This is a genomic window from Streptomyces sp. WAC06614, assembly GCF_003949795.1.
Taxonomy (GTDB): Bacteria; Actinomycetota; Actinomycetes; order Streptomycetales; family Streptomycetaceae; genus Streptomyces.
This window is the reverse complement of sequence record NZ_RPRY01000187.1, coordinates 1-13,946: the sequence shown is the minus strand read 5'-3', so window position 1 is coordinate 13,946 and position 13,946 is coordinate 1. Positions and strand designations below refer to the sequence as shown.

Here is a 13,946-nt window from a genome sequence, read left to right as displayed (position 1 = left end):
GAGGAGCTCCCCGGCACCCCGGCCCGGGCCGGGGTGCCGGGGAGCTCCTCCGGGCCCGGGGGCCGTTCGCGCGCGGCCTCGGCGGCGTTGCGCCGGGCCAGTTCGTCGAGCAGCTCCCGCTCGCCCCGGCCGCGCAGCAGCAGGAGCACGAAGGGGTCCGTGTCCAGCAGCCGGGCGGTGCGGTAGCACAGGGCGGCGGCGTGCTTGCACGGCGCGGGCCCGCTGTCCGGGCAGGAGCAGCGCGGCAGCAGGTCACCGGGCCCGGGCAGGATCCGCCCGGCGAGCCCCTGGGGGACTTCCCGTTCCAGCAGGGCGGCGAGACCGGCCGGGTCGGCGGCCAGCTCCTGCAGCAGCTCGGTCCACTCGGGATCGGTGAACACCGTGAGGGCGAGCTCGGTGCGGTAGGGGCGGGGGCGACTGCCGCGGACGTAGGCGACGATCCGGCCGGGTGTGACGGTGACGGTGTCGACGTGGCCGTCCTCGGCATAGCCGCGGCCGCGGGCCAGGCGGGCGGAGTCCCGGGAGAGCCGTTCCAGGGCGGACACCCAGGCGCGGCCCCACCAGGTGGTCGCCTCCACCCCGGCCGGCACGGTGTCGAACGTGCGGCGGCGGTCCTCGCGGGCGGTGATCATGCGGGCCTCCGCAGCGAGACGAGGTCGGCGAGCTCCCGGTCGGTCAGCTCGGTCAGGGCCGCCTCGCCGGAGCCGAGGACGGCGTCGGCGAGGGCCCGCTTGGTCTCCAGCAGCTCCGCGATGCGGTCCTCGACGGTGCCCTCGGCGACGATCCGGTGGACCTGGACGGGCTGGGTCTGGCCGATCCGGTAGGCGCGGTCGGTCGCCTGCTCCTCCACGGCCGGGTTCCACCAGCGGTCGAAGTGCACCACATGGCCGGCCCGGGTCAGGTTCAGCCCGGTGCCCGCGGCCTTCAGCGACAGCAGGAACACCGGCACCTCCCCCGACTGGAACCGGTCCACCAGCTCCTCGCGCCGGGCCACCGGGGTGCCGCCGTGCAGCAGCTGGGACCGCACGCCCCGGGCGGTCAGGTGCTGCTCCAGGAGCCGGGCCATCGTCACGTACTGGGTGAACACCAGCACCGAGCCGCCCTCGGCCAGGATCGTGTCCAGCAGCTCGTCCAGCAGGGCGAGTTTGCCCGAGCGGTGCGGGATCCTCGGGTGGTCCTCCTTGAGGTACTGCGCGGGGTGGTTGCAGATCTGCTTCAGCGAGCCCAGCAGCTTCATGATCATGCCCCGGCGGGCCATGCCCTCGCTCGACCCGATCACGGCCATCGCCTCGTCCACCGCGGCCTGGTACAGGGACGCCTGCTCCCGGGTGAGCGCGACCGGGTGGTCGGTCTCGGTCTTGGGCGGCAGCTCCGGGACGATGCCCGGGTCGGACTTCTTGCGGCGCAGCAGGAAGGGCCGGACGAGGGCGGCGAGGCGGGCGACCGCCTCCTCGTTGCCCCCGTCCTCGACCTGTTGCTGCTGCTCCACCGCGCGGGCGTGCCGGGCGCGGAACGCCGTCAGCGGACCGAGCAGGCCGGGCGTGGTCCAGTCGAGCAGGGCCCACAGCTCGGAGAGGTTGTTCTCCACCGGGGTGCCGGTGAGCGCGACCCGGGCCGGCGCCGGGATCGTGCGCAGCGCCTTCGCCGTGGCCGAGCCCGGGTTCTTGACGTGCTGGGCCTCGTCGGCGACGACCATGCCCCACCGCTGCCCGGCCAGCAGGGCGGCGCTGGCCCGCATGGTCCCGTACGTGGTCAGCACGAAGCCGCCGGCGGGGCCGGCGCCGGCCTCGCCGCGGGTCGGTGCCGCCGCCCCTGCCGTCGCCGTCGCCGTATCCGTATCCTCCGCCGTCGGCAGGGTGCGGTCGCTGCCGTGGAAGCGGTGCACCGGGACGCCCGGTGCGAACTTCTCGATCTCCCGCTGCCAGTTGCCCAGCAGGGACGCCGGGCAGACCACGAGGGTCGGCTCGGGCCGGGCCCGGTGCAGGTGTAGGGCGATCAGCGTCAGCGTCTTGCCCAGGCCCATGTCGTCGGCGAGGCAGCCGCCCAGCCCCAGCGAGGTCATCCGGTCCAGCCAGGCCAGCCCGCGCGCCTGGTAGTCGCGCAGGGTCGCGCGCAGCCCGGGCGGGGCCGGCAGCGGGGTCAGCTCCCCGGTGAGCCGGTCGCGCAGGGCGGCCAGGGCACCGACCGGGACCGCCGGCACCGTCTGCCCGTCCACCTCGGCCGTCCCGCCGAGGGCGACGGCCAGGGCGTCCACCGGGTCGAGCAGCCCCAGCTCGCGCTTGCGCGCCTTGCGGACCAGCTCCGGGTCGACCCGGACCCACTGGTCGCGCAGCCGCACCACGGGCCGGTGGGCCTGCGCGAGCTGCTCCATCTCACCGGGCGTCAGCCGGTCGCCGCCCAGGGCCAGTTCCCAGGAGAACGCGAACAGGGTGGCCGCGTCGAAGAACGCCGAGCCGTCGGTGGCGGACCCCGGCGCCGTGGACCGTACGACGGCCGTGGCGGTCAGCGTACGGGCCAGCTCCCGCGGCCAGTGGACCACGACTCCGGCCGCGGCCAGCCGGGTGGCCGCCGCCCCGAGCAGGTCCTCCAGCTCCGGGTCCGACAGCGCCAGCGCATCGGGCACGGGCTGCTCCAGCAGCCGCAGCAGCGGGGGCCAGACCCGGGCCGCGCGGCGCAGCGCCAGCACCGCGTCGATCCGGGCCCGGGGCCCGAAGCCGGGCGCGGCGGTGCCCGCCCACAACTGGCTCGCGTCGGTGACCAGGGTGGGATCGGCGAGGCTGTGGACCTGCACCACCGCGGCCCCGGCCCGCCGGGAGTCCTCGGGCTCGGCCTCGTCGAACAGCCGGAACGCGGACAGGTCCAGCCGCAGCGACATCCCGATCCCGGCGTCGGCGCCCGAGGCGACCTGGGCGGCCCAGTCCCGCAGCTCGGGCACCCGCTGGGGCGCCGCCGCCGCGAAGGGCCGGCCGGCGGCGAGTGGGGCCGCCGGGGTCCGCGGCAGCCAGTCGGCCACGGCGTCGGCGAACGCCCGGACCAGCGCCTCCGGTTCGGGCAGGTGCAGCGGGCGGCGGCCGGCCAGGGGTGCGGCGTACGCCTCGACGGGCAGGGCGGCCGCGACGGCGCGCAGCGCCGCGATGTCGTCGGCGTCGAGCGGGCCGGCCCGCCAGGCGTCGATGCCCTCGGGGGTGACCCCGGGCAGCAGCCGGCCGCGGGCGGCCAGGCTCAGCGCCTGGCGCGCGGCCAGGCCCCAGGCCCGGGTGGCCGGGTGGGCGGGTCCGGCGGCGGCCCGGACGAGCAGCGGCAGGGCCTCGCCGAGGTCCAGCACGACGGCGGGCACCACCCGGGTGCGCACCCCGGCGCCGTGCGGGCGCACCACGGTGAGCCGGTCGGGGGTGGCCGGCCCGGCCGGGTCCGGCCCGTCGGGCGACCAGAACGCGAACCGCCCGTCACGGGGCACGGGCGCGGGAAGGAACACGGCCGCACGGCCCGACGGCACGGCCTCCGCAACGACGGCCACGACATCCCCCTTCCCTCGCTCGGCCGCCCTCCGGTCAGAGCGGCCCCCTCACCGGCGAGTCTAGGCGCGCCCACCGACAACGCCCCGAGATCATGCCGGTGACCTGCACAGACACCCCGGCCCAGCCACCCTCTGGGCAGGTGGTGGCGGTCGGTACGACCGAGCGTTTCCGGGGGTGTCCCGAATCGGCCGGATGTCGGCGTCCCCCCGCGCCGGTGTCGGGGAAGGCTTGTCCCGCAGACGTAGCAGGACGACCACGACGACGGGGAGTACCACCGTGTTCCGACGTACCCGCGCCACCGGCGCCCGGGCCGCCATCGCCGCACTCGCCGCGGCCGGCGCGCTCCTCCTCGGCACCGTCGGCCAGGCCACCGCCGCCCCGGCCACCGCCGCTCCGCCCACCGCCGCCCCAGCCGCCGCCGCGCCCGGTTTCCTCCAGGCCGGCGACCTGCCTGCGCACCCGTCCTCCCCCTGGTACGCCGGCCCCGTCGCCAAGGGTCTGCCGGAGGTGGAGGTGTTCTGCGTGGAGGGGGTGCTGCCGGTGCAGGGGAGCTGGCATCGGCAGTTCGGCACCGATCTGGACACCGGGGCCGTGCAGGTCTCCGTACGGACCGCCTCCACCGGCGCGGCCGCCCGGCTCGTGGCCGCCCTGGAGCGCAAGGTGGCCGGCTGCGCCGCAGAGTGGCTGCGGACGCATCCCGAGGGAACCGCCTCCAGGAAGGACTACGGCGCGCTCGACGTCGAGGAGGGCGCGCACGTCTACGGGGTGCACACCTCGCTGCCCGAGTCGGAGCCGGGCGTCGGGCTCTACGGCATCGGCCGCGACGGCGCCACGGTCACGGTGGTGCGCTGGAGCCGGATGGGCGACCTGTCCGACGTGCCCGTCCCCGCCTTCAGGCGGACCACCACGACCGCGGTCCAGCGGCTCGCCCCGTAGGGGCGGCCGCCGGGCCCGCCGGTGGTGGGACCATGGAAGGAACGGAGGCGATGCCCATGCGTTCCGGGAACGAGCCGGTGACCGCCCGCAGCCCCTTGCGGCTGCGGTTCTGGCTCAGTGTCTGGGGGCTGCTGTGGGCCGCCGGCGGAACGGTCGTCTTCGCGCTGGCCGGCCGCCCGGGGTGGGCGGCGGCCTGTGGGGTGCTCCTGCTGCTCGTGGCCACGGACCTGGTGATCGTCGTGCACCACCTGCGCCGGGGCCCGCACTGGCAGCCCGGCCGGGACATCCCTCCGTACGAGCCGCCCGACCAGCACACCGACCGTCGTCACTAGGGCCGGTCCCCGGCCCCGGGGTGGCACCCGCCCCGGTCGGCCGGGACGGGGACCGGGATCGGGATCAGCTCTCGAAGCGGGCCGCTTCCAGGTACTCCGGCTGCGGGTCGAGCGCGGCGGCCAGCCGGAAGTGCTTGCGGGCCTGCTCGGGCCGGCCGGACCGCTCGTGGGTGCGGCCCAGCGCGAAGTGGGCGAACGCGTTGTCCGGCTCACGCTCCAGCACCAGTTCGAACTCCAGCTCCGCCGGGCGCAGTTGGGCCGCGGCGAAGAAGGCCCGGGCGCGCAGCAGCCGGGCCGCGGTGTTCTCCGGGTGGGCGGCTATCACCGAGTCCAGCAGCTTCACCGCACCCCGCGGGTCCCGGGCGGCCAGCAGCTGCTCGGCGGCCCGGAAGTCGATCACGTGCGTCTCCGGGCTCGCGACGGCCGGGCTCCCGGACGACGACGGCTGCGGCTGCGGCTGCGGTGTGTTTTCGGACACGATGGTCATCCTTCCCTCTTCCGATGCCTTCAACGCCCGTGGCCGGGATCTTCTTCCATGAGCACGTCAGCCGCGGGCGGCCGCCGCCCGCGCGGTGAGCTCCTCCCACACCTTGCGGACCTGCGGCTCCAGCGCCTCCAGCGGCCCGTCGTTGTCGATGACCAGTGTGGCCACCGCGAGCCGCTGCTCCCGTGCGGCCTGGGCCGCCATCCGCGCCCGGGCCTCGTCCTCGGCCATGCCGCGCAGCCCGGTCAGCCGGGCCAGCTGGGTCTCGGGCGCAGCGTCCACCACGACCACGAGGTCGTACAGGGGCGCCAGCCCGTTCTCCGTGAGCAGGGGTACGTCGTGCACGACGATCGCGTCGGGCCCGGCGGCCCGCTCCAGCTCGGCGGACCGGGCCCCGACCAGCGGGTGCACGATGGCGTTGAGGACGCTCAGCCGCTCGGGATCGGCGAAGACGATGCTGCCGAGCTTCGGCCGGTCCAGCGTGCCCTCGGGGGTGAGGACCTCCGGTCCGAAGGCCTCCACGACGGCCGCGAGCCCGGGCGTGCCCGGCTCCACGACCTCCCGTGCGATCCGGTCGGCGTCCACGACGACCGCCCCGTACCCCGCCAGCAGCCGCGAGACCTCGCTCTTGCCGGCACCGATTCCGCCCGTCAGGCCCACTTTCAGCATGGGCCGCAGCTTATGCCCTGGCGTACGCCCGTACGAGCGAACCCCGAGCCCTGGTGCCCGCGGGTACGAGCGGCTACACCGCGGGGGCCGGGCTACGCGTCCCCTTCGCGCTCCGCCAGGAAGCGCTCGAACTCGCGCCCGATCTCGTCCGCCGACGGGATCTCCGCCGGCTCGGCGATCATGTTGCCGCGGCTCTCCGCCCCGGCCACCGCGTCGTACTGGTGCTCCAGGCCCTGGACCAGGGTGACCAGCTCGTCGTCGCCCTCGCGGATCTGCCGGTCGATCTCGGTCTGGGTGCGGTGCGCCTCGGTCCGCAGGGCGTGTGCCACGCCGGGCAGCACCAGGCCGGTGGCGCCGGTGATCGCCTCCAGCGCGGTCAGGGCCGCGTCCGGGTACGGGGAGCGGGCGACGTAGTGCGGCACGTGGGCGGCGACGCCGAGGACGTCGTGCCCGGCCTGGGCGAGGCGGAACTCGAGCAGCGACTCGGCGCTGCCCGGCACCTGGGCCTCGTCGAAGGGGCTACGGTGCCCGGGCATGAGGTCGGTGCGGTTGCCGTGCGGGGTGATGCCGACGGGGCGGGTGTGCGGGACGCCCATGGGGATGCCGTGGAAGTTGACCGAGAGCCGGACCCCGAGCCGCTCGACGATCTGCCGGACGGCGACGGCGAAGCGCTCCCACTCCACGTCCGGCTCGGGGCCGGACAGCAGCAGGAAGGGGGCGCCGGTGGCGTCCTGGACGAGGCGGACCTCGATGGCGGGAGCCTCGAAATCGGTCCAGCGGTCCCGGCGGAAGGTCAGCAGGGGGCGCCGGGCCCGGTAGTCGATCAGCCGGTCCGCGTCGAACCTGGCGACGACCTGGTGCGGCAGGGTGTCGAGCAGCCGCTCGACGATCTGCTCACCGGTGTCGCCGGCGTCGATGTAGCCCTCGAAGTGGTAGAGCATGACCAGACCGGCGGACTCCTGGGCCAGCGCCATGTCCACCACGGCCAGACCCTTGGCGTCCCACTCGTACAAATCCTGGGGATCCTGCACCGTCACCACTCCTCCTCGCCGCGTTCACCCGGAAGAACGCCCAAGACGGCGCGGGCATTCCCCAGTTGGCCGACCGACGGGAAACGCGGTCCGCAGGCGCCCACGGGTGACGCCTGCGGAGCCTGCGGAACACACCGACGGCAGACGCGCGGCGCCGGACGCCGGAACGCGGTAAGGCCCGCCCCCCGAAGGGGACGGGCCTTACCGTTTCAGCTTCCGGTCAGCGACCGTGCGGCTGCACTGCGATCAGCTCTGGCCGCCGGCCAGCTTCTCGCGGAGCGCGGCCAGGGCCTCGTCGGAGGCCAGGGCGCCGGAGTTGTCGTCCGACTCCGAGGAGTACGAACCACCGGAGACGCCCGCGGCAGCGGCGGCCGGGGCGGCCTCGCCCGCGGCAGCGGCGGCCTCGTCGGCCTCGCGGCTCTTGATGACCTGAGCCTGGTGCTGCTCGAAGCGAGCCTGCGCCTCGGCGTACTGGGTCTCCCAGGCCTCGCGCTGCTTCTCGTAGCCGGCGAGCCAGTCGTTGGTCTCCGGGTCGAAGCCCTCGGGGTAGATGTAGTTGCCCTGGTCGTCGTAGGACGCGGCCATGCCGTACAGGGTCGGGTCGAACTCGACCGACGCCGGGTCGGCACCGAAGGACTCGTTGGCCTGCTTGAGGGACAGCGAGATCCGGCGACGCTCGAGGTCGATGTCGATGACCTTGACGAAGATCTCGTCGTTGACCTGGACGACCTGCTCCGGGATCTCCACGTGGCGCTCGGCCAGCTCGGAGATGTGGACCAGACCCTCGATGCCCTCGTCCACGCGGACGAACGCACCGAACGGAACCAGCTTGGTGACCTTACCCGGGACGACCTGACCGATCTGGTGGGTCCGGGCGAACTGCTGCCACGGGTCCTCCTGGGTCGCCTTCAGCGACAGGGAGACGCGCTCGCGGTCCATGTCCACGTCGAGAACCTCGACGGTGACCTCCTGGCCGACCTCGACGACCTCGGACGGGTGGTCGATGTGCTTCCAGGACAGCTCGGAGACGTGGACCAGACCGTCGACGCCACCCAGGTCCACGAAGGCACCGAAGTTGACGATCGAGGAGACGACGCCGGAGCGGACCTGACCCTTCTGGAGGGTCGTGAGGAAGGTCTGGCGAACCTCGGACTGGGTCTGCTCCAGCCAGGCGCGGCGGGACAGGACCACGTTGTTGCGGTTCTTGTCCAGCTCGATGATCTTCGCCTCGAGCTCCTTGCCCACGTAGGGCTGGAGGTCGCGGACACGGCGCATCTCGACCAGGGAGGCCGGGAGGAAGCCGCGGAGGCCGATGTCGAGGATGAGACCACCCTTGACGACCTCGATGACGGTACCGGTGACGATGCCGTCCTCTTCCTTGATCTTCTCGATGGTGCCCCAGGCACGCTCGTACTGGGCGCGCTTCTTCGAGAGGATCAGGCGGCCTTCCTTGTCCTCCTTCTGGAGAACCAGGGCCTCGATCTCGTCGCCGACCTTGACGACCTCGTTCGGGTCGACGTCGTGCTTGATCGAGAGCTCGCGGCTCGGGATGACACCTTCGGTCTTGTAACCGATGTCGAGCAGGACCTCGTCCCGGTCGACCTTCACGATGACGCCGTCGACGATGTCGCCGTCGTTGAAGTACTTGATCGTCTCGTCGATCGCGGCGAGGAAAGCTTCCTCGTTACCGATGTCGTTGACCGCAACCTGCGGAGTGGTGGCGGTGGTCTCGGTGCTGCTCGTCATGTGGGAAAGGGCTCCGGTACGGACATTGAAGTCGTAGGTACTGCTACGCCGGGAGCCTTTATCGCCTCTGCATACGCCGGACAGCCAAGGAGACCCCGTAACGCCGCCAAGACGGCAAAGGCCTCAAAAACCGAGGGGACTGCAACAGATGCGAGCGCAGCCTGCTAGGTCTGAGGAGCACAGGCTCGCAGCGCAACTTGTAGCATACGGGGGCAGCCGGACACGGTCAATGCGCGAAGGCGCACACCGCGGACGGATCAGCGCATAACCGGCACAACTCGTGGGTGGGCGACCAGCGGAAGCCTCGTCCCACGTTTTCGAAGACTACGACGGCGGGCCCGATGAACCAAGAGGACTACGCGGTCGAAGACGCGTACGACGACGCGTCCGGAACCGACGAGGACGCCGAGGCCACCCGGCGTGACGCGGGGGAAGCGGAGAGCAGCCGCGCCAGCCGCGGATGGTGGGACCGCAACGCCGACGAGTACCAGAGCGAGCACGGCGGCTTCCTCGGCGACGACCGCTTCGTCTGGGGCCCGGAGGGCCTGGACGAGGCCGAGGCCGGCCTGCTCGGCCCGGTGGAGGGCCTGCGGGGGCTCGACGTCCTGGAGATCGGCGCCGGCGCGGCCCAGTGCGCGCGCTGGCTGGCCGCCCAGGGCGCCCGCCCGGTCGCCCTCGACCTCTCCCACCGCCAGCTCCAGCACGCCCTGCGCATCGACGGCGGAGCGCTCCCGGCGGTCCGCCTGGTGGAGGCCGACGCCGGGGCCCTGCCCTTCCGCGACGGCTCCTTCGACCTGGTCGTCTCCGCGTACGGGGCGGTGCCCTTCGTCGCGGACCCGGTGAAGGTCTTCCGGGAGGTGCGCCGGGTGCTGCGGCCCGGCGGCCGCTGGGTCTTCTCGGTCACCCACCCCATCCGCTGGGCGTTCCCGGACGAGCCGGGCCCGGAGGGGCTGTCCGTGTCGGCCTCCTACTTCGACCGCACGCCGTACGTCGAGCAGGACGAGCAGGGCCGCGCGGTGTACGTCGAACACCACCGCACGCTCGGCGACCGCGTACGGGAACTGGTCGCGGCCGGCTTCCGGCTGGTGGACCTGGTCGAGCCGGAGTGGCCGGCGTGGAACACCCAGGAATGGGGCGGCTGGTCCCCGCTGCGGGGCAACCTGATCCCGGGAACGGCGATCTTCGTGTCCGAGCGGGACTGAGCGGGACCGAGTAAGCAGTAGGCAGCACGGACAGCAGGAGTGGCAGCGGTATGGCGATACGGCCCGGAGCCCTGGCTGCGCTGCCGGTCCGCGCGGCGCTGCCCGCGCTGACGGCGGCCCTGGCGGAGCACGGCACGGCGGTGCTGTGCGCGCCGCCCGGCACGGGCAAGACGACGCTGGTGCCGCTGGTGCTGGCCGGTCTGGTCGACGGCCCGGCGGGCGGGGGCGGCCCCGCCGGCGCAGGGGTGCGCCGCCGTGTGGTGGTGGCCGAGCCGCGGCGGATCGCGGCCCGGGCGGCGGCGCGGCGGATGGCCTGGCTGCTGGGCGAGCCGGTGGGCGGCTCGGTCGGTTTCACGGTGCGCGGCGAGCGGGTGGTGGGACCGGACTGCGCGGTCGAGGTGGTCACCACGGGGGTGCTGCTCCAGCGGCTCCAGCGGGACCAGGAGCTGGCGGGCACGGACGTGGTGGTCCTCGACGAGTGCCACGAGCGGCACCTGGACGCGGACACGGTCGCCGCGTTCCTGCTCGACGTACGCCAGACCCTGCGGCCCGACCTGTCGCTGGTGGCCGCGTCGGCGACCACCGACGCGGAGGGCTGGGCGCGGCTGCTCGGGGGCGCGCCGGTGGTGGAGGCCGAGGGGGTCACGCATCCGGTGGAGGTCGTGTGGGCCCCGCCCGCCCGGCCGGTGCGGCCCCCGCACGGGATGCGGGTGGACCCCGCGCTGCTCACGCACGTGGCCTCGGTGGTGCGGCGGGCGCTGGCCGAGCGGACCGGCGACGTCCTCGTCTTCCTCCCCGGGGTCGGGGAGATCGCCCGGGTCGCCGGGCAGCTCGGCGGCGACCTGGACGTGGAGGTGCTCCAGCTGCACGGCCGGGCCCCGGCCGCGGTGCAGGAGGCCGCCCTGGCGGGCGGTACGCGCCGCCGGGTGGTCCTGGCCACGGCGGTCGCGGAGTCCTCGCTGACGGTGCCCGGGGTCCGGGTGGTCGTGGACGCGGGCCTGGCCCGCGAACCCCGGGTGGACCATGCGCGGGGCCTGGGCGCGCTGACGACCGTACGGGCGTCCCGCGCGGCGGCCCGGCAGCGGGCGGGGCGCGCGGGCCGGGAGGCGCCGGGCGCGGTGTACCGCTGCTGGACGGAGGCGGAGCACCTGCGGCTGTCGGCCTTCCCCTCTCCCGAGATCCGGATCGCGGACCTGACGCAGTTCGCCCTGCAGGCGGCCTGCTGGGGCGACCCGGAGGTGGCGGACCTCGCCCTGCTGGACGCGCCGCCGGGCGGGGCGCTGGCCGCGGCGCGGGAGGTCCTGGCCGCGGTCGGCGCGGTGGACCCCGTATCGGGGCGGGTGACCGACCGGGGCGTACGGATGTCCCGGCTGGGGCTGCACCCGCGGCTGGCGCGGGCGCTGCTGGACGGGCCGGAGGGCGCGGCCGAGGTGGTGGCGCTGCTGAGCGAGGAGCCGCCGCGGGAGTACGGGGACGACCTGGCCGCGGCCTGGCGCACCGCCCGGCGCGGCGGGGACGCCTACGCCGCCCGCTGGCGCGCCGAGTCCCGGCGCCTGCGCCGCGCGGCCGGGCCGGACCCGGCCGGGGCTGGAGCTCCCGCAGGCGGAGCCCCGGTGGCGGTGGAGCAGGGGGTGCCCGGGGACGACGCGCTGGCCGGGCTCGTCGCGGCGCTGGCCTTTCCCGAGCGGGTCGCCAGGGCCAAGGGGGAGGCGTCGTTCCTGATGGCCTCGGGGACCGGGGCCGAGTTGGGGGACGGCTCCGCGTTGCGGCGGGCCCGGTGGCTGGCCGTGGCGGTGGCCGACCGGGCGGACCGGTCCGCCTCGGCCCGGGTCCGGCTGGCCGCGGTGATCGACGAGGAGACCGCCCGGGCGGCTGCCGGGCACCTGCTGACGACCGCCGAGGAGGTCCACTGGGAGGACGGTGACGTCGTCGCACGGCGGGCCGAGCGACTGGGCGCGGTGGAGCTGACCGTACGCCCGCTGCGTGAGCCCGATCCGGCGCTGGTGCGCGAGGCCCTGCTGGAGGGGCTGCGCCGCGAGGGGCTGGGGCTGCTGCGCTGGACCCCGGACGGGCTGGCCCTGCGGGCCCGCCTCGGCTTCCTGCACCGGGTGCTCGGCGGCGGCTGGCCGGACGTCCGGGAGGACGCGGCGCTGCTGGAGCGGGCCGGGGACTGGCTGGAGCCGGAGCTGTCGCGGGCCCGGCGCCGGGCGGACCTGGGCAGGATCGACGCCGGGCAGGCGCTGAACCGGCTGCTGCCCTGGACGACCGGCGAGGCGGCCCGCCTCGACGAGCTGGCGCCGGAGCGGATCGAGGTGCCGAGCGGGTCCCGGATCCGGGTGGACTACACGGGCGAGCAGCCGGTGCTGGCGGTCAAGCTCCAGGAGCTGTTCGGGCTGGCCCGGACCCCGGAGGTGGCCGGGGTGCCGGTGCTGGTGCACCTGCTGTCCCCGGCCGGCCGCCCGGCCGCGGTCACCGCCGACCTGGCCTCGTTCTGGCGGGACGGCTACCGGGCGGTGCGCGCCGAACTGCGCGGCCGCTACCCCAGGCACCCGTGGCCGGAGGACCCGGCAACCGCCGAGCCCACCCGCCACACCAACGCCCGGCTCCGCCGGGGCTGATCCCCCGGCGTCGACCCGGGCCCCGGGCCGGGCCGGGGCCGCGCCCGGCTCAGGCCGGGGCGGAGGAGCCGCCCGGCCGGCGGCCGCGGGCCTCCAGCCACAGGGCCGGGCCGAGCAGGAGCAGGCCGGTGGCGGCCAGGCCCACGGGCCCGTACGTGTGCAGGGCGAGGACCTTGGCCCGGTTGGCGGAGACCAGCTTCACGGTGTGCTCGACGTAGTCCTCGCGCATCTTCACGTGCCCGGCGAACGCGGTGAGCTTGCCGCCCTCGCCGCCGGCGGCGATCCCGCCGCGCATCTCCTGCTCCATGATCTGCTCGCCGTTGACCGGGGCGCCGGTCACGGGGTCGACCCAGAACATCCGCTTGGCCGTGTACCAGAGGGTGGTGCCGGTGGTGGCCTCGATGGTGGCGGGGTCGATGCCCTCGACCGGCATCTTCTTGGGCATGGGCACCTTGGTCCAGGGCACGGTCTGCTCGAAGTAGTAGACGTCCATGCCGCGGAACGTGCGCGGGCCGACGTAGTGGATCGGGGCCGAGGTACGGGTCTGCGCGTCGAAGTAGAGGTAGTCGCGGGGCTCGGTGAAGAACGGGAACTTGAACTCGATGCCCTCCCGCCTGACCTGGTCCCCGTCGACCGTCTCGCCGGTGGCGTGCACCGGGTCCTGGGTGTGGGCGTCGAAGATGTAGCGCTCGGGGATCTGGGAGACCATCTTCCCGTCCGGGCCGGCGACGTAGGAGAGGGCGTCCCAGACCACCACGTCCTTGCCGGCGTCGGCCTCGATCTCGCGGGAGGCCTCCACGTTGCCCTTGAGGGTCTGGACGATGGTGACCTTGTCAACCTTCTTGGGCTGCATCCCGCCGAAGTAGTCGAGCAGGGTGGCGTCCTTGGCCTCCAGGACGACCTCCTGGTACTGGCTCGGCGGGATCTTGGCCAGGCGGGGGTACGCGTACCAGCGCAGCAGCGGCGCCAGCGCGGTGCAGAACACCGCGAGGGCCAGCAGGACGAGGCTCGCTCTGCGTCGCACGGCCGGGCCTCCTTATTGTCCGGGCGCGGCGGGCGCGGTGGTGAGGAGCGGCTTGGGCGAGGTGCTGCCCTCCGGAACGCCGATCGCCGTGACGGCGAGGACGAGCAGGAGTGCAGCGGCCAGCCCGATGGCGGCGGCGACGAGTGCGCGCATGCCGGGGCCTCCCGGAACTGATGGTGTGTCAGGGCGGGGGCACGGTAGCAACGCCGGTGCGAGATGAGAACCGTCGCACCCGGCGGGCACCCCGGCGGGCCGTCGGGTGGCCACGCGCCGGGCTGGTTCGGGTCAGGTCGGTTCGAGGCGGCCGAGGCCGGGGCGGCCGAGGCCGGGGCGGCCGAGGTAGGGGTGGCCGAGGTCGGGGCGGGGTGGGCGGCGGTGCGTGGGGG

The 13,946-nt window shown here is 74.8% G+C and carries 12 protein-coding genes; 4 read left to right on the top strand and 8 right to left on the bottom strand.

Annotated features, from left to right (window positions below; translation table 11 throughout):
• Both EF918_RS22985 and EF918_RS22980 read right to left on the bottom strand, forming a co-directional pair.
• On the bottom strand, positions 1–632 hold a 632-nt coding region (locus tag EF918_RS22985; protein WP_185921871.1), incomplete at its 3' end, for an SWIM zinc finger family protein.
• Positions 629–3,517, bottom strand: a complete 2,889-nt coding sequence (locus EF918_RS22980; RefSeq protein ID WP_185921870.1) for a DEAD/DEAH box helicase — start codon at positions 3,515–3,517, stop codon at positions 629–631. The genes EF918_RS22985 and EF918_RS22980, both read right to left, overlap by 4 nt.
• Positions 3,518–3,794: 277 nt before the next feature.
• Here EF918_RS22980 and EF918_RS22975 point away from each other — a divergent pair, with 277 nt between their 5' ends.
• Positions 3,795–4,454 carry a hypothetical protein gene (locus tag EF918_RS22975; RefSeq protein ID WP_125649942.1) on the top strand — a complete coding sequence of 220 codons (660 nt, stop codon included), beginning with the start codon at positions 3,795–3,797 and terminating at the stop codon, positions 4,452–4,454.
• Between the two features lie 56 nt (positions 4,455–4,510).
• Entirely contained in the window at positions 4,511–4,786 is a 276-nt protein-coding gene (locus tag EF918_RS22970) for a DUF6343 family protein (RefSeq protein ID WP_125649951.1), read from the top strand.
• Between the two features lie 64 nt (positions 4,787–4,850).
• On the opposite strand, the gene EF918_RS22965 is transcribed toward EF918_RS22970, so the two are convergent.
• The 4 genes from EF918_RS22965 to rpsA all read right to left on the bottom strand — a co-directional run bounded on the left by EF918_RS22965 (position 4,851) and on the right by rpsA (position 8,716).
• Positions 4,851–5,186 (bottom strand): tetratricopeptide repeat protein, encoded by a 336-nt coding sequence (locus EF918_RS22965; protein ID WP_125649948.1) that lies wholly within the window; start codon positions 5,184–5,186, stop codon positions 4,851–4,853.
• A 144-nt stretch (positions 5,187–5,330) separates the two neighbouring features.
• The gene (gene coaE / locus EF918_RS22960) at positions 5,331–5,939 is read right to left on the bottom strand and encodes a dephospho-CoA kinase (protein WP_125649938.1); all 609 of its coding nucleotides are present in this window, start codon (positions 5,937–5,939) and stop codon (positions 5,331–5,333) included.
• Positions 5,940–6,031: 92 nt separating this feature from the next.
• Positions 6,032–6,970: a PAC2 family protein gene (locus tag EF918_RS22955; protein ID WP_125649945.1), complete on the bottom strand. Its 939-nt coding sequence runs from the start codon at positions 6,968–6,970 to the stop codon at positions 6,032–6,034.
• A gap of 246 nt (positions 6,971–7,216) precedes the next feature.
• Positions 7,217–8,716, bottom strand: a complete 1,500-nt coding sequence (gene rpsA, locus EF918_RS22950; protein ID WP_125649935.1) for a 30S ribosomal protein S1 — start codon at positions 8,714–8,716, stop codon at positions 7,217–7,219.
• Positions 8,717–9,057: 341 nt separating this feature from the next.
• Here rpsA and EF918_RS22945 point away from each other — a divergent pair, with 341 nt between their 5' ends.
• Together EF918_RS22945 and hrpB are read left to right on the top strand one after the other, a co-directional pair.
• Positions 9,058–9,918 (top strand): class I SAM-dependent methyltransferase, encoded by an 861-nt coding sequence (locus EF918_RS22945; RefSeq protein WP_125649932.1) that lies wholly within the window; start codon positions 9,058–9,060, stop codon positions 9,916–9,918.
• A gap of 50 nt (positions 9,919–9,968) precedes the next feature.
• Entirely contained in the window at positions 9,969–12,536 is a 2,568-nt protein-coding gene (hrpB, locus tag EF918_RS22940) for an ATP-dependent helicase HrpB (protein ID WP_125649929.1), read from the top strand.
• A gap of 49 nt (positions 12,537–12,585) precedes the next feature.
• Here the strand turns inward: hrpB and EF918_RS22935 are convergent, their stop codons facing one another.
• Positions 12,586–13,560, bottom strand: a complete 975-nt coding sequence (locus tag EF918_RS22935) for a DUF3068 domain-containing protein (RefSeq protein ID WP_125649925.1) — start codon at positions 13,558–13,560, stop codon at positions 12,586–12,588.
• A 12-nt stretch (positions 13,561–13,572) separates the two neighbouring features.
• Positions 13,573–13,713 carry an SPW_0924 family protein gene (locus tag EF918_RS22930; protein WP_125649922.1) on the bottom strand — a complete coding sequence of 47 codons (141 nt, stop codon included), beginning with the start codon at positions 13,711–13,713 and terminating at the stop codon, positions 13,573–13,575.
• Between the last annotated feature and the right edge of the window lie 233 nt (positions 13,714–13,946).

Excerpts from the sequence above, each read along its gene's own strand:
- EF918_RS22970 (WP_125649951.1), top strand. The coding sequence starts at position 4,511 with ATGCGTTCCGGGAACGAGCCGGTGACCGCCCGCAGCCCCTTGCGGCTG.
- coaE (WP_125649938.1), bottom strand. The coding sequence starts at position 5,939 with ATGCTGAAAGTGGGCCTGACGGGCGGAATCGGTGCCGGCAAGAGCGAG.
- rpsA (WP_125649935.1), bottom strand. The coding sequence starts at position 8,716 with ATGACGAGCAGCACCGAGACCACCGCCACCACTCCGCAGGTTGCGGTC.
- EF918_RS22945 (WP_125649932.1), top strand. The coding sequence starts at position 9,058 with ATGAACCAAGAGGACTACGCGGTCGAAGACGCGTACGACGACGCGTCC.
- hrpB (WP_125649929.1), top strand. The coding sequence starts at position 9,969 with ATGGCGATACGGCCCGGAGCCCTGGCTGCGCTGCCGGTCCGCGCGGCG.
- EF918_RS22930 (WP_125649922.1), bottom strand. The coding sequence starts at position 13,713 with ATGCGCGCACTCGTCGCCGCCGCCATCGGGCTGGCCGCTGCACTCCTG.